The organism is Corynebacterium sp. HMSC063G05, from assembly GCF_001810555.1.
Lineage (GTDB): Bacteria > Actinomycetota > Actinomycetes > Mycobacteriales > Mycobacteriaceae > Corynebacterium > Corynebacterium jeikeium_D.
In genome coordinates this window covers 1-15,717 of record NZ_KV801851.1, presented here as the reverse complement: position 1 = coordinate 15,717, position 15,717 = coordinate 1, and the positions used below count along the sequence as shown (strand labels likewise).

Here is a 15,717-nt window from a genome sequence, read left to right as displayed (position 1 = left end):
GGCCGGATCAAACTGGCCGATAGTTAACCAAAACCGCCGCCTTATTCGAACACTATTTCTAAATCTCTAGGAATTTAGAACCCGACTGATCTCATCACCCACGTACCCCGCGTTCAACCAAAAGGACTTTTTGACCACAGTTTCACCTCGCGGAGTAACAGCTGTATCTGCCTTGTTTCGAGCCTTCGGCCGAACGTGACAGCAACGGTTCTCCGTACTCTTAACCGACTCGCTAGCGCGCCCGTCGATTACACGCTCCCGCATCAGGTCGTAACATGCACGTGCCTCTACCAAGTCAGAGTCAGGCATCTGCCAAAACAGTACGTCCGCTAGTCGAAACTCTCCAAGATTCGACTCATCTTCGCAGAAGACAACAAAAAGGTACTTCTGCGCCAACTGCTCACTGAACTCGCTTTGCTCGAAATCTTGCTCCACCAAATCACGGTAGGAAAACCTTGGAAAAGATAGGGATTCCTTGGGCTTTCCATTTCTCTTCAAACGGATAACCTTAGGGACGATCCCAGCTTTTACAAACTCAGCAATTTCAGATTCCTTGTCCACACCGAGAATACTCTTAACAATAAGACTGCCAATATGCTTAGGAAGGCGGGTGTTACTGTAACCCAAGCCTTCAGCCAAGCTAGTAAGGGTACGATTCATATACGGCGCGAATCGCTTCTTTACCAGCCCAAGCAAATCCATATCTGCTTCTGATTGCTTTCGTTCAATCTCTTGAGCATTAAGCATGCCGTTGAGAATGACATCAATATAACTCCGCTTAAAGGCCCATGCCCGAGGCTTCGCCGGCTCATCCGAGAATGGCTGCTTCCGCGTAATCGTGCTATTCGCTGCCTTAGTACAGGCTTCCAGGTACATCGTGTCACCAGATGAAATGGTGTGCGCTTGTCCTCGTCGGACCTTCTCCTGAATCAATTCCCAGTCACTGCGAAGCTGGACAATGTCATCCTGCGACAGTTCCCAAAGCTTCGCGAGAAGAACCTGGTAATCGACAGGATTCTTATCCTTTTCAAAAAGGTATGCCACTAATAGCATGCGGCTAATCTTGGCCAGCAGATGCGACTCAACCCACTGTTCCTCAGGGAGTGAAAAGTAGTCAATCATCGAAAGGACAAGACGTTCCTTTGCGGAATAATCACCTTTTTTAGTCAATTTCATCGGCGTACTTTTTAGTTCGACGCCTATTTTTGTAAAGTCTGCTTCTGCATTACTGTTAGCCGGAATCTTGAAATAGAGTGTCTCTAACGCGGAACCGAATGCCCCTCGCTTTACCCTCGGATCATCCAAATCCTCGACACCAAGTGCCTCTCGAAGAGATTTTCCGACTATCTTTTCGGCGTAGTTTACAACTGACTCCACATCAGAATCGTCATAGCCTAGCTCAGTCGAAAAGCTCTTCATAGCAAAAAATGTCCCATCACTCGATTCCTGCATATCTCTTTTCGTATGCTGGTGCGTTTAGCTTATATAATTTTGCGGCCAAAATACGAAAGCCAACCCCCTACCCCGCCACTGTGGCGGAATAGGGGGTTGAACGGAGCGTCGTAAAGCGAACGCCCTATCTACGAGACTGCGGTGACCTGATTAGAACAGGCTCGGCAGGTTCGCCTGCGAGGAAATGTTGCTGACAGACTGCGTTGCCTGAGCGGTCGCACCCGACAGCTCCGGAATCGGCAGCTCCGGGAGAGACGGGCTCTCCGAGATGATGTCGGCAATCTCCGGCGGGACCTCGACGCCCTCTGGGAGCAGCTCGCCAATCGGGCCCAGCTCCGGCTCTTCCTGTGGGACGTGCTGCTTGGTGTACTGGGAGTCCTCGTCAATCGTGCGGAACTCGGACTGCGGTTCAGTGGAGGTCTCTACCTTGAAGCGCTCGTTGACCTGGCCGTCCGGGATGTCGTACTGCTCTTCAAGAGCAACGTCAATCGGCTGGAAGCGACTCAGCGGGCCGATGCCCATGGAGTTAACGCCAATGGCCTCGCGAGTCTCCGGGTTGAAAGCGTTTCCGCCCGAATCGCCGTGGTCAATCGGAGCGATAGCCCAGACACCATTGCGGACTCGGAAGACCTGGAAGCCGCAGCCACGGCCGGTACGGGAACCGTCGGTGCACACGGGCTCACCGAGGTTGTCGAAGGAAATCTCCATCGGCTCGAGAGTGCGCTTGTCCTCGATACCGACGATCTGAACCGGCTCGCCGTGGACGTTGCCGAACTCATCAACAGAGTGGGACATAGAGGTGGTCTTGATGTCGTCCTGAACCTCAATGATGCCGTAGTCACCGCTATTGAAGAGGTCGTTGAAGAACTCCGGCATAGTGGTGTTTTCGTCGAAGTCACCCTCTTCCGGCATGATATCGGTGCCCATGTAGTCCTTGTTGACCAGCTTGTCGCCGTCCTTGGTTGGGATGAAGAACTGGCCGGTGACCTCTTCGCCGGTTTCAGTATCCTTCGCCACAACACAGTGGCCGGCAGTCATGATGACACGATGCGAAACGCCATTCTGATCCACAACGGTGCCGGGAACTCCCAGAGAGCACATCGGGGACTGAACATGCCGTCCGTCGATGTTCTTGCTGCTCGGGAACGGCATTCGCAACGGCGAGCCCGGGCCGATGACAACATCCGAGTTTGCCGGTGCAGCCTCAGCTACCGCGATTCCGGGCACAAAGCCACCTGCAGCTACCGACAGTGCAGCCGTAAGTGTGGCGACCTTCTTCGAACTGACCATAGTGTGCGCTACTCCATTTCTGTACAGAAAACTTGTCCCTCTCAGTGTATTAGGGACACCTTTACAAAGCTCTCCAAAAATGGAACCTAGGGTGAAATTCTCAGTCGAGGAACCGTTCAATCGCCTTCACGGCACGCGCATTACGCATCAAAAAGTTTGTTCAACAGCAATGCAAGAGCCAGAACCATCCGCCTTGGATGATTCTGGCTCTCTTAACGGTTCGGGGGTGATTTTTGTCAGATTCTCAGACTGGTGCTAGCCCTCAAAGCTTGGAAGCTGAATTTCTGCCAACTGAGGCAGCTCAAACGGCTGTGACGATTGTGGCAATTGGGGCGATTGTGGCAGCTCAGGCAGTTGCGGCGACTGCGGCAACTGGTCCACAAGATCAGTTAACTGCGGTACAGAACCTTCCTGAGAACCCTGCGAATTCTGCGTCCGGGCGTACTCCTGATCCGCCGCCATATCCTCGTTGAGGGTGCGATAGGTGGAGTCGCGCTGAGCCGTGGAATCCGATACCTCGAAGTGGTCGTTTACTTGACCGTCGGGAATGCCGTAGGCCTCCTGGATGGCAATATCCGCGGGCATCACACGCGAGACCGGACCGAAGGTCATCGAATTCACGCCAATAACTTCATTTGTGGTCGGATCGTAGGCATTTCCGCCCGAGTCACCGTGGTCAACGCCGATACCAACCGTCCAAATGCCGTTTCGAGCCCGGAATACCTGATAGCCACAGGCACGTCCGGTACGCATGCCGTCCTTACAGATAGGTTTGCCAAAATTATCGAAGGAGACCTCGCCACGCGGCAGATCTTCATTGTCTTGAATGCCAGTCATCGCTACAGGCTCCCCGTAGCTCTGACCATTTTCATCGATGGAGTAACTTGCGCCGGTAGTTTCTACGTCTGGATCAAGGTTGATTACTCCATAGTCTGCACCATTAAAGGCCGCCGGCAACGACTCCAGTCCGGCATCTTCCTGCGGCACTTCCCAACGGTGAGCACCTGTCGTACCAATGCGCTTATCGCCTTCGGTGGTTGGCACATACACCTCACCGGTAACGATTGGCAGACCCACATCCGGAGCATCATTCACACAGTGCCCTGCGGTCAACATGACCCGATGCTTTTCCCCATTGCGGTCCGTCACCGTTCCCGGAACACCCGCCGAACACATCGGCGAGTTGACATTTCGGTGCCCATCCCACGGGCTTCCCTCCATGGGAGTTCGAATCGGGTCACCCGGACCAACCACGACAGCATGTGCCGCGACCGGGGCTGCTAAGGACAAAAGTGCTGCGAAAGCCGATACCGCCATTCGACTTCTTGCGTGCTTCATTGAGACGAATCTTTCAAATTTTTAGTTTTCCTTTAGGACCATCCCCCACACTAATCCACCACCCCACCCCCAGAAATAGCGTTTTCTCAGACTCTTGGACTTTTACAAAAGTCGTTATCGAATCGTTTCCACAACCCCACATGTCCCTGCAATAACACCAGGCACCTAGCCAATTGACTACCCCCACTTGGGTAGCCAATTGATGCTAAACATATCTCGAACATTAGTTCTATATGTTCGAAAATGCGAGTCCGGGGTGTTCGATAACTTGTGAGCCATGAACACAGCAGACGAGTTTCCCATTCATCGCCGCCTAGCTCTTCCCCCACTATCCGCTACCTACCGTGCAGAATGTTTCGAAGACCTCGACCTCATCCGCACAATCCTCTGCCACCCCACCATCGCCCGTAGGCATTCGCCCGGCGCGCTAGATCACACCTTTTCGCTTCCCGACGGGCCTGTGGTCACCGTCCGCGCGTCGCGGATAGCGCTTCCTCGCGCACTGGTCTCTCAGCTTGCCGACGTGCACGCGGAATACTTCATCCTGAAGGATGAGCCCATGTTCATGTACTCCGTTTCCGTCAAGGTGGCATCCTCATCGGAGGTAGTCCTCCGCGGAATTGGCGGTTCGAATCGGACGCGGGAAGAAAACCGCCGACGTACTCGGGCTGTGGCTGAGGCTCTCCATCGTGCGCAGGACTGCAGCAAGATACACGAAAACGGCACTGACCTCGCACTCCCCGGGCGCCGTTATAGCTGGATTGGCACCAGGGGCGCGCGGCCACTGCCGTGTCCTAACGAGCTCTTTTCTTCTCGCCCATCAGCGGCTTAGCACTGGTCACAGTGCTGCCACAGTACGGCTACTCGCTGTCGTCGCCTTCTTCGTCGTCCTCGTCGTCATAGTCGCCATCGTCATAGAGGTCATCATCGTCGTCATCGTCATCATCATCCCCGTCCAAGGAGGCAACGTGATCAGAGTAGATATACTCCGCGTACCCGTCATCGACGGGTGCCAGCTGATCTTCCCATTCCTCTGCGCGGTCTACCACGAGCGCAAGGACATCCATCAGCTTGTCAAAGTCCTTGAAGGTGCCCAGCGTCAGAACCTCATTGCGCAAGGTCTGGATGTCAGAGTAGAGGTCAGCGAACATCTTGCGACGGTCATCATCGGTGAGAACCGTTTCGGTGTCCGAGTCCCAGAACTCTGCGATGGCCTGGTCGACAATGTCGTCCAAGTTCGCGTCCTGGGAGATGAAGCGGACGTGTGCGCTGGGCTCGTTGTTGTGGGCAGTTACCAAAACCTGGACCAACGAGGAGGTACCAACTTCGGAGGTGACCAAGGTTGCCTCTTCGGGGTCCTGTTCAAACTCCAGGTCAGCAATGCGGTCATCATCACCATCGAGCAGAGTGCGCAGCAGGCCAACAACCTGGTCAGTAGCTACATGGTGGGCGACTGCCGCGACGGCGTCTTCGACGGAGAATACAGCGGAGACCAGAACAGCTTCGAACTCGTCGTCCTCATCATCCACATCGGCAGCGGCTACGTAAACTTCGGCAGCCGGGATGTCCTCATCAATGGTGACGAACTGAACCTCCAGGTCAGAGGTAATGGGAACGAAGAGGGTGTCATCGTTGACACGGCTTTCAATGCCCTCGCGGTCCAGTGCCGCAGCAATCTGCTCGAAAAAGCTCATGGGTGGAATCCTCCCTTGAAAGATAATTGGCCTCTACCCGCAGCCAATCGTAGCGACAAACGCGCAATCATGGGGTGGCTCATGCCCCCGGCAATTGCTGCGAAAGATCGCGCCGGCAGCGTGCGTGCTGCTGCAAAGCCGCCAACGCGGTCGGTTGAGGAGCAGGCCGCCAGCTGTCGATTCTCGAAAACAGAGCGCTCAGTAGCGTGCCCAGAGTTGATGGCGTTCCTCACGAGAACGTTTTGGACAGGAGACACACAGATCGGCATCTGGGCTGTGATAAATCATGCAGCAAGTAGCCCTCTCCAGGTGAGTAACTACATCGAAGTCCGGTTCTTCTCCCGATTCAGCAGCGGCTTCATCCCAGGGGCGCACCTCGCCTCCGCAGGAATCCATGAAACGAGGAAGAGGGACCCGATGTACTCGCTGTATTCCCTCAACGACATGTTTGCCAATAAGCGCTCCACGCCAGGGCTCCATCAGCTCATTACCGGCGGATATTGCGGCGTTAGCTACGGCATCGGCAGCCACGGCCCAAAGAGGGGCAGGCTTGATTTCCCCGACTTCTCCAACAACCTGAGCCAACGGCTCCAAGAAATGAGCCAGTGCTTCGCCGGAATCCTTCAGCTCATCCGCATCCTCAGCGGAAATGCTTTCAAACTGTTGAGCTTGGAACCCAACCCAATAGTCATCTCGAAGAAATGTGAGCCAAGAAGACCACTGCCACACTGGAACTCGATCGGACACCAACACGCATGCCAGCGATGGCCCTACCAATGCTCCGCACATGGACCACCACCACAACTGGGCCTGGAAACGGGTATCCACCTCAACCTCGGGCATGGGAAACAGCTTTCTCCCAGCCTCAATTCCGGCGGCTACAGCTTCGGTAGAAAGGTGCCACTCCGCAGCGCCGTCGTGAGGCGTGACATCTGCGGAAAACCGAGGAAAGTCCGCCAAAAGCTGGGAGTACTCGGGAGGCAATGCGGCACCCCGCGTGACATCGTTCACCAGTCTCATCCTTCTATCGACTGTGTTAATCGCCGTACACCTGTCTATTTTTCCACCGACTACGGAATTTCCCCACAGCTCAGTAGTGTTTATATGGGCATATGGCTCTCAACGGACCCGTTTAGGAGGTCTACTACTTTGTTCCAAAAGACGAAGAAGGATTCAACTCGCACAGTAACTGATGCGGTGAACTCAACCCCCGAAGCGATCGAACGTGATGCCGGAAAACTGGGAACCCTTCTTATCCAAACCCTGGATAAGACCATGAGCTGGCAGTCGTCTGCCATCACCGGGTACGTCAGTTCCCTGCACAAGCGCAAAAAAGATGAAACTCCGGCGCAGGTACAAGAACGTATTGATTCCCACTACCTCAACCTGGTCACCGGCACCGGTGGTGCCGCCGGCGGCAGTGCGGTTCTTCCCGGCGTCGGCATGATTACGGGCTTGGCTGCGGTTACCGGTGAATCGCTGCTGTTCCTGGAAGCATCAGCCTGGTACACACTGGCCTCAGCAACCCTGCGCAATATTGACATCACCGATCCGCAACGCCGTCGCACGCTGATTCTTGCGGCCATGAGCGGCTCTGAGGGGACAGCTATTATGGCCTCTCTGCTTGGCGAGGAATCGCTGCGGAAGCAGACCAAAACTTCCGTAAATTCTCTACTGCCACGGCTTGGCGTTCCGCAGCTGGGTGCAGCAAACCGCCTGCTGATTCGCGAGGCACGCAAGCGCTTGATGAAGAACGCTCGCCTGGCCATCATCGGTAAGGTTTTGCCATTTGGAATTGGCGCCGTGGTTGGGGCCTCCGCCAACCGCAAGCTCGGTGGCATTCTTATCAGCTCCACTCGCGCATCTCTGGGCCCGCTTCCCCAGGATTGGTCGGACTTTGAACGAAAGCTACCGGCTAAATCCAACACCTCGGAGGACTCGAAGAAGGACTCAAAGTCATCGAGGTTCTCTATTCCCTCGGCGCTGAAGTGGCCGAAGAAAAAGAAGAATAAGTAGTTCCTCTTACCCCGATTACCCTTCAGCGACGTTTTTCAATGGAAGAGCGGTACCCACCATGGCCCAGAGCAAACCCCTCAGAACCTCTCCCATGAAGTTCTTGTGGAAACAGTCTCTTCACAGGCCACTACCGCTCTATGGTGTCATTGTTGCAGCGCTAATCGTTGTCGGGCTGGAGTCCGTACTTCCGCTTCTCACTAGAGATGCCATTGATGTGGCAACGGGCTCTTCCGATGGCGGTGTCCCCGCGCGCCTACTGCCTTCCCTAACTCCCCTGCAGGCAGTCATTTCCGTCTTTCTGGCCATCGCGTTAGTACGCTTCGTCGCCCAGGTGGGGCGCAGATTCTTCTCCGGCAAACTCTCCATTGATGTTCAGCACGACCTGCGACTAAAGATCCTTCGCTCCCTACAAAACCTCGATGGTCCAGCACAAGACCGAGTCAACACCGGCCAGGTCGTGTCACGGTCAATTTCCGACCTCCAGGCAGTGTCCGGACTACTGGCGATGTTGCCGTTGACACTGGGATCCGTCGTCAAGCTGTTCATCACTATCGGCATCATGCTCGCCCTCTCGCTGCCCCTGACACTGGTCGGCCTCGCCGTCGTGCCAGCGATTGTCTACATTGCGGTGAATTCGCGTGACAAACTCCATGCCGCAACCTGGGCTGCCCAACAGCAAGCAGGCGAGATCGCCGGACAAGTCGAGGAAACCGTTTCCGGCATCCGCGTTGTCAAGGCGTTTGCGCAGGGTGACAACGAAGTTGCGAAGATGGAGCGTAACTCGTCGCTGCTCTTTTCCCTACGCCTGCGAGCGGCAAAACTCAGCGCTCGATTCCAACCGGCGCTGCAGTCGTTGCCGCAACTGTCCCTCGTCGGAAATATCGCGGTCGGTGGCTGGCTCGCGATTAACGGACACATCACCCTAGGCACATTCGTGGCTTTTGCCACGTATCTCACCAGCCTGACTGCCCTGTCGCGTCTGGTCTCCAACATGGTCATCTCGATACAGCTGACGTCGGCAAGCATCGACCGCATTTCCGATGTCATCGACGCCCGACCAGACAACCCCGAACCCACCGACGCGCTCCCCCTCCCCGACGGCCCCGTTGGCATCAGCTTCAACCGCGTCACCCACAGCCGTGGCGGACGCACGCTTATCGACGATGTCTCATTCTCCGTCGCACCAGGGGCGACCTTAGCGTTGATTGGCCCACCGGGGTCCGGAAAGACTATCGCCACGGAGTTGCTCGGCCGTCACTATCTGCCGGATTCGGGAACTATCACTATCGATGCGCCCAGCCACGGCACATCCACAGATACCGCGCGCATTCTCTCCAGCGACGTATATGACGCTATTACTGTCGTTCCGGACACTCCTTATCTATTTGCGGGCACATTGCGTGAGAACATCGCATTCGCCAATCCCGCGGCGTCCCAGGAAGAGATTGTCGCCGCAGCGACCGCCGCCCAGGTCAACTTCGTCGACGACCTGCCTCAGGGGTGGGACACAGCCATCGGCGAGCGCGGGCATAATCTCTCCGGCGGACAAGCTCAACGCGTCGCGTTAGCACGGGCATTCCTCGCCCGTCCTCGAGTTTTGGTTCTCGACGACGCGACCTCAGCAATCGATGCTGCAACAGAGTTAGAAATCTTCAACGCGCTGACCTCGCAGCTGGCGGAAACGACTATCGTCATCGTGGCGCATCGATCTTCCACTCTCGAGCAGGCGGACCACATCGCCATTTTCGAAGACGGTGCCATCACCGGCATTGGCACCAAGGCCGAACTGATTACTTCTCATCCGCGCTTCACCGAGCTGATGGACATCGACCAGAGCGCCTACCCCGAAATCGAAAACCTTGTTCTCGACCCCATCGACAGCGAAGACCCCAGCCCCGAGGAACTCTGGCCCGACGAATCCGCGCCAACCTCCGACAACTCCACGCCAGACACCGCTGCGCGGCTTCCCGGAGGTGCCACTTCTCAAATGAGCCGCGGGGTTGGCCGAGCCGGAGGAGGTCCAGGCGGTCCAGGTGGACCCGGTGGCCCCGGTGGCCGCGGTGGCCGCGGCGGCGGTCGTGGTGGCATGGGGGCGGCTCTCGCCAATGCGCCTGCGACGCCGGAGCTACTCGAGCGCGTGCGAAACCTCCCACCCGCTACCGAAAAACCGCGTGTGCCCGCTGCGGCACTCGACAACTCCGAGCTTTTTTCTCTGCGCCGGTTGCTGTCCTATGTCCGTGGCCTATTTATAAGTGTCATTGCGCTGCTCGCCCTCATTGCCGTCGCCGATCTGGCGTTCCCCATGCTCGTGCGCTACGCCATTGACCACGGCATCAGTGAGCACAATGAGGCCGTGCTGTGGGCCTGCGCCGCAGGTGGCTTGGCGACGGTCCTCATCAGTTGGCTTGCCGTAGCCACAAATGCTGTTATTACTGCGCGCACTGGTGAGCGGCTGCTCTATGCCCTGCGTGTGCGTTGCTACCGTCACCTGCAGTCGCTTGGCATTAACTACTTCGAGGCCAATCGCTCGGGCGCCATCATGACGAGGATGACAACCGACATCGATGCGCTCTCCTCTTTCCTGCAAACGGGACTGGCAGAAGGGGCAATCGCCGCGTTTACTCTGCTCGGTGTCACAGCGCTGTTGCTTGCCACACAGGTGTCACTCGCCGCAGTGGCGTTGGCATCGCTTCCCATCATTGTGGTGGCCACCCTGGTATTCCGCCGAATCTCCTCGCGCCTATACAAGTTTGCACGCGAGCAGCTCTCCTTGGTCAACGCTGATTTTCAGGAGACCATTGGTGGGCTTCGCGAGATTCAGATGTACCACCGCGTCGCCGATATCGAATCTTCCTTTGCCGAGGAATCCGATAAGTACCGCGCAATTCGTCAGCGAGCGCAGCTGGCCGTGGCTCTATTCTTCCCCGGCATCAACTTCGTCTCTGAGTTGGCAACAGCCGCGGTATTGGCTGTCGGTGCCCAACAGGTTGCTTCGGGAACCACGACGCCCGGCGTACTCGTCGCCTTCACGCTGTACCTAGGAATGCTCTTTGGCCCGATTCAGCAGCTGTCCCATGTTTTCGACGGCTACCAGCAGGCGAAGGTCGGCCTCAATCGCATTGATGACCTCCTACAGACCGCCCCCATGCCAGATCACGGCACTACTGACGGCGCGTCCCGCGCAGCTGCTGGCGACCTGCGCTTAGACAAGGTAACTTTCTCCTACTCCGCCGCCGACTCTGAGCACGAACGCCCGCAGGTTCTCGATGCTCTCGATTTGCAGATTCCTGCCGGAGAAACAGTCGCAATTGTCGGATCCACGGGCGCCGGAAAATCAACAATCATTAAGTTGTTTGCTCGGTTCTACGATCCAGTTGACGGTGTGGTGCGAGCCTCCGAAACTGACATCCGCGACTTCCCTCTTAACGATTGGCGACGCACCCTCGGCTATGTCCCCCAAGAATCACACCTGTTTTCGGGGACAGTAGCAACAAATATTTCCTACGGTCTACCGGACAGCAGTCATGCTGAAATTCAGCAGGCCGCGAAAAACGTCGGTGCCCTCAGCACCATTGCCAGCCTGCCCGGTGGCTTCCACCACCCCGTCGGCCCAGATGGCCGAGGGCTCTCCTCCGGACAGCGTCAGCTCATCGCACTCGCTCGTGCCGAAATGATGCGTCCTGAACTGCTGCTTCTCGACGAAGCCACCGCGACACTCGACCCTGCAACAGAGTCGGCAATCCTTGAAGCCACTGACCGTGCGTCGCGTCAACGCTCGGCAATTATTGTGGCCCACCGCCTGGCTACAGCGGCTCGGGCCAACCGGATTTTGGTACTTGACCACGGGCGTATTGTCGAGGACGGCTCCCATGACGAGCTCCTAGCGGCGGGTGGCCAATACGCAGAGCTTTGGAGCAAGTACCATATGGGGAGCGCGACGGTGTAGTAATTCAGAATTTTCGTTATCCTTGAATGACACTTTGACACTTGCGCTAATTAGAATAAACGTGAGTTAGTAAAACTAAGACGAAAAGAGGCGAGTACCTGCCGTGAGCAGCGACATGAGCTTCGGCCAGAACGAATGGCTGGTCGACGAGATGTACCAGCAATTCCAGAAGGATCCACAATCTGTGGGTCAGGAATGGCGCGAATTCTTCGCAACCCACACCCCGTCCCAAAAGGGCGAGGACCTTTCCAATATGGCAAAGCCAGCAGCAGCCACGAAGGAGGAAGCTAAGGCAACCGGACGTCGTGAATCCAAGGGGGTCGAACCAACTAAGACCCCGAACAAGCCGGCGTCCCCGAAGCCAAAGAAGTCCCCAATGGATGCAGCAGCCAAGGTTTCGGCTGTTGAATCCGGCGAGGAGCCTCTGAAGGGCGTCGCACGGGCTATCGCTAAGAACATGGATGTCTCCCTGGAGATGCCGACCGCTACGTCGGTTCGCGATATGCCGGCACGTCTGATGTTTGAAAACCGCACCCTGGTTAACAATCATCTGGCACGCGCCCGCGGTGGCAAGATTTCCTTCACCCACATCATTGGTTACGCCATGGTGAAGGCTGTCATGCTCCACCCGGACATGAACAACAACTACAAGGTGGTTGACGGCAAGCCAGTTCTGGTTACCCCGGAGCACATTAACCTCGGCCTGGCTATTGATATGCCAGCTAAGGACGGCTCTCGCTCGCTCGTAGTTGCCGCTATCCGCGAGTGTGAGACCCTGACCTTCAAGCAGTTCGTCGACGCCTACGAGGACATCGTCGTTCGTGCTCGCCACGGCAAGCTGACCGGTAAGGACTTCCAGGGTGTCACCATTTCCCTGACCAACCCGGGCGGCATCGGTACCCGCCACTCCGTCCCGCGCCTGACCAAGGGCCAGGGCGCGATTATCGGTGTCGGTTCCATGGATTACCCGGCTGAGTTCGCTGGTGCTTCCGCTGACCGTCTGGCAGAGATGGGCATCGGCAAGCTGGTGACCATCACCTCTACTTACGATCACCGCATTATCCAGGGTGCAGAGTCCGGTGAGTTCCTGCGCACGATGAGCAACCTGCTCGTCGACGACAAGTTCTGGGACCACATCTTCCAGACCATGCGCGTCCCCTACACCCCAATCCGTTGGGCACAGGATCTGCCGAACACGGGTATCGACAAGAACACCCGCGTTATGCGTCTGATTGAGGCCTACCGCTCCCGCGGTCACTTGCTGGCTGATATCGACCCGCTGCGTTCTGACCAGCCGAATGATTCCGCTCCGAACCACGCTGACCTCGATATTGAGGAGCACGGTCTGACCCTGTGGGATCTGGACCGTACCTTCAACGTCGGTGGTTTCGGCGGCAAGGAGACGATGACGCTGCGCGAGGTTCTCTCGCGCCTGCAGAACGCATACTGCCTCAAGGTCGGTTCCGAGTACGCTCACATCCTCGACCGCGAAGAGCGCGAGTGGCTGGAAGAGCGCATTGAGGGCGGCCAGCCAAAGCCGTCCCACGCTGAGCAGAAGTACATCCTGCAGAAGCTGAACGCCGCTGAGGCATTCGAGAACTTCCTGCAGACCAAGTACGTCGGCCAGAAGCGCTTCTCCCTTGAGGGCGCAGAGTCGCTGATTCCGCTGATGGACTCCGCCATTGACACCGCTGCTGGCGCTGGCCTGGATGAGGTCGTCATCGGTATGCCACACCGCGGTCGACTGAATGTGCTCGCAAACATCGTCGGCAAGCCACTGCGCCAGATCTTCACCGAGTTCGAAGGCAACATCGACCCGGCACAGGTCGGCGGTTCTGGTGACGTCAAGTACCACCTGGGTACTACTGGCCGTCACATCCAGATGTTCGGCGAGGGCGAGATTGACGTCACCCTGACTGCGAACCCGTCCCACCTCGAGGCCGTCAACCCGGTCGTTGAGGGTCTTGCTCGTGCGCGCCAGGACAAGATCAACAAGGGCGAAGAGGGCTACTCCGTCATGCCGCTGCTGCTGCACGGTGACGCATCCTTCGCCGGCCTGGGCATTGTCCAGGAGACCCTGAACCTCATGTCCCTGCGTGGTTACAAGGTCGGCGGTACCGTCCACATCGTGGTGAACAACCAGATCGGCTTCACCACTTCGCCGGACTCCGGTCGCTCCTCCTACTACGCAACCGACATCGCCAAGGCATACGGCTGCCCGGTCTTCCACGTCAACGGTGACGACCCGGAGGCTGTCGTCTGGGTCGGCCAGCTGGCTGTTGAGTACCGTAACCGCTACGGCAAGGACGTCTTCATCGACCTGGTCTGCTACCGCAAGCGCGGCCACAACGAGGCCGATGACCCGTCCATGACTCAGCCGCTGATGTACAAGATCATCGACGAGAAGGAAAGCGTTCGTGCTCAGTACACCGAGGACCTCATCGGTCGCGGTGACATCTCCGAGGAAGAGTACGAGGCAGTTCGCCGAGACTTCCATGACCAGATGGAAGCGGTCTTCAACGAGGTTCGCGCAGCTCAGGACGCCAAGCCGGGCGAGCAGACCGGTATCGCCGGTTCTCAGCCGCTGCCGCACGGTCTCAAGACCGGCATCGACAAGGCTGAAATCGTCGAGATTGGTCAGTCTTACGTCAACCTCCCTGAGGGCTTCAAGATTCACCCGCGTGTTGCGCCGGTCGCTAAGAAGCGCGCGGAGATGACTCAGGAAGGTGGCATCGACTGGGGTATGGCCGAGCTGCTGGCAATCGGCTCCTTCACCGGTGCTGGCATCGACGTCCGCTTCGCAGGTGAGGATGTTCGCCGCGGTACCTTTACCTCTCGCCACGCAGTTCTGATTGACTCCGAGGACGGTTCGGAATACAACCCGATCGACGCCTACGGTAAGTCCAAGAACGGCGGTCGCTTCATGATTTACAACTCGGCTCTGACCGAGTACGCAGGCATGGGCTTCGAGTACGGCTACACCCTGGGTAACCCGGACGCAGCAGTGTTCTGGGAAGCACAGTTCGGTGACTTCGCCAACGGCGCTCAGACCACCATTGACCAGTACGTTTCCTCCGGCGAGGCCAAGTGGGGTCAGACCTCCAAGCTGATTCTGCTGCTGCCGCACGGCTACGAGGGCATGGGCCCGGACCACTCTTCGGCACGCATCGAGCGCTTCCTGCAGCTGGCAGCCGAGGGCTCCTACACCGTTGCTCAGCCGTCCGAGCCGGCTAACTACTTCCACCTGCTGCGTCGCCACGTCCTGTCCGACCTGCACCGTCCGCTGGTTGTGTTCTCGCCGAAGTCGATGCTGCGCAACAAGATGGCAGCGTCTGCTGTCGAGGACTTCACCAACCCGAACAAGTTCCGCTCGGTCATCGATGACCCGAACTTCGAGTCCAAGGACAAGTCCGGCATCAAGACCCTGCTGCTCTGCTCCGGCAAGATTTACTGGGAGCTGGAGAAGAAGCGCAAGAAGGACAAGCGCGACGATCTTGCAATCGCTCGCCTGGAGATGCTGCACCCGCTGCCGCACAACCGCCTCCGCGACATCTTCGAGTCCTACCCGGATCTTGAGGAAGTCCGCTGGGTTCAGGATGAGCCGGCTAACCAGGGTCCATGGCCGTTCCTGGCACTGAACCTCCCAGAGGTTCTGCCGGATATGCCGAAGCTGACCCGCGTTTCCCGCCGTGCACAGTCCTCCACCGCAACTGGTGTGGCTAAGGTCCACCAGATTGAGGAGAAGGCTCTGCTGGAAGAGGCTCTCAAGTAGGTCTCATTGACTGGTCTTCGCCAGTTGGCGTGTAAACGCTAAGGGGCTCCAACCGAACGGTTGGAGCCCCTTTCTTGTTGCTTGGGCGATCGTTGCCAGGCATCAAGGGCGAATAGTCAAAAAGCGTGTCCGGTCGGCGTGCCACCGGGTCGGCACCATTTACTACTTAGTCCTCAATGCGAGTTACTGACTACGTTTATGACAAAAAT

9 protein-coding genes are annotated in these 15,717 nt (G+C 57.2%); 4 read left to right on the top strand and 5 right to left on the bottom strand.

Annotated elements, in window-relative coordinates; genetic code table 11:
- Positions 1 to 66: 66 nt before the first annotated feature.
- The 3 genes from HMPREF2751_RS06420 to HMPREF2751_RS06410 form a co-directional block, all read right to left on the bottom strand.
- Positions 67 to 1,452: a Sau3AI family type II restriction endonuclease gene (locus HMPREF2751_RS06420; RefSeq protein ID WP_069358841.1), complete on the bottom strand. Its 1,386-nt coding sequence runs from the start codon at positions 1,450 to 1,452 to the stop codon at positions 67 to 69.
- A 150-nt stretch (positions 1,453 to 1,602) separates the two neighbouring features.
- On the bottom strand, positions 1,603 to 2,742 hold the full coding sequence (locus HMPREF2751_RS06415; protein ID WP_246823170.1) for a trypsin-like serine protease: 1,140 nt from the start codon (positions 2,740 to 2,742) through the stop codon (positions 1,603 to 1,605).
- A gap of 255 nt (positions 2,743 to 2,997) precedes the next feature.
- A complete protein-coding gene (locus HMPREF2751_RS06410; RefSeq protein ID WP_070429348.1) occupies positions 2,998 to 4,059 on the bottom strand; it encodes a chymotrypsin family serine protease in 1,062 nt (353 codons plus the stop codon).
- A gap of 298 nt (positions 4,060 to 4,357) precedes the next feature.
- Between HMPREF2751_RS06410 and HMPREF2751_RS06405 the strand changes: the two genes are divergently transcribed.
- Complete coding sequence (locus HMPREF2751_RS06405) at positions 4,358 to 4,912, top strand: hypothetical protein (RefSeq protein WP_070429349.1); 555 nt, start codon at positions 4,358 to 4,360, stop codon at positions 4,910 to 4,912.
- Positions 4,913 to 4,940: 28 nt separating this feature from the next.
- On the opposite strand, the gene HMPREF2751_RS06400 is transcribed toward HMPREF2751_RS06405, so the two are convergent.
- The gene (locus HMPREF2751_RS06400; RefSeq protein WP_048732832.1) at positions 4,941 to 5,774 is read right to left on the bottom strand and encodes a hypothetical protein; all 834 of its coding nucleotides are present in this window, start codon (positions 5,772 to 5,774) and stop codon (positions 4,941 to 4,943) included.
- A gap of 198 nt (positions 5,775 to 5,972) precedes the next feature.
- Positions 5,973 to 6,794 (bottom strand): (2Fe-2S)-binding protein, encoded by an 822-nt coding sequence (locus HMPREF2751_RS06395; RefSeq protein WP_222865052.1) that lies wholly within the window; start codon positions 6,792 to 6,794, stop codon positions 5,973 to 5,975.
- 177 nt (positions 6,795 to 6,971) lie between these two features.
- Here HMPREF2751_RS06395 and HMPREF2751_RS06390 point away from each other — a divergent pair, with 177 nt between their 5' ends.
- The 3 genes from HMPREF2751_RS06390 to HMPREF2751_RS06380 all read left to right on the top strand — a co-directional run bounded on the left by HMPREF2751_RS06390 (position 6,972) and on the right by HMPREF2751_RS06380 (position 15,508).
- Entirely contained in the window at positions 6,972 to 7,790 is an 819-nt protein-coding gene (locus HMPREF2751_RS06390; protein WP_246823167.1) for a hypothetical protein, read from the top strand.
- Positions 7,791 to 7,881: 91 nt separating this feature from the next.
- Complete coding sequence (locus HMPREF2751_RS06385) at positions 7,882 to 11,736, top strand: ABC transporter ATP-binding protein (RefSeq protein WP_168164778.1); 3,855 nt, start codon at positions 7,882 to 7,884, stop codon at positions 11,734 to 11,736.
- A 103-nt stretch (positions 11,737 to 11,839) separates the two neighbouring features.
- Positions 11,840 to 15,508, top strand: coding sequence for a multifunctional oxoglutarate decarboxylase/oxoglutarate dehydrogenase thiamine pyrophosphate-binding subunit/dihydrolipoyllysine-residue succinyltransferase subunit (locus HMPREF2751_RS06380; RefSeq protein WP_048732838.1), 3,669 nt, complete (start codon positions 11,840 to 11,842; stop codon positions 15,506 to 15,508).
- Positions 15,509 to 15,717: the final 209 nt, after the last annotated feature.

Excerpts from the sequence above, each read along its gene's own strand:
- HMPREF2751_RS06400 (WP_048732832.1), bottom strand. The coding sequence starts at position 5,774 with ATGAGCTTTTTCGAGCAGATTGCTGCGGCACTGGACCGCGAGGGCATT.
- HMPREF2751_RS06420 (WP_069358841.1), bottom strand. The coding sequence starts at position 1,452 with ATGCAGGAATCGAGTGATGGGACATTTTTTGCTATGAAGAGCTTTTCG.
- HMPREF2751_RS06415 (WP_246823170.1), bottom strand. The coding sequence starts at position 2,742 with ATGGTCAGTTCGAAGAAGGTCGCCACACTTACGGCTGCACTGTCGGTA.
- HMPREF2751_RS06385 (WP_168164778.1), top strand. The coding sequence starts at position 7,882 with ATGAAGTTCTTGTGGAAACAGTCTCTTCACAGGCCACTACCGCTCTAT.
- HMPREF2751_RS06395 (WP_222865052.1), bottom strand. The coding sequence starts at position 6,794 with ATGAGACTGGTGAACGATGTCACGCGGGGTGCCGCATTGCCTCCCGAG.
- HMPREF2751_RS06410 (WP_070429348.1), bottom strand. The coding sequence starts at position 4,059 with ATGGCGGTATCGGCTTTCGCAGCACTTTTGTCCTTAGCAGCCCCGGTC.
- HMPREF2751_RS06405 (WP_070429349.1), top strand. The coding sequence starts at position 4,358 with ATGAACACAGCAGACGAGTTTCCCATTCATCGCCGCCTAGCTCTTCCC.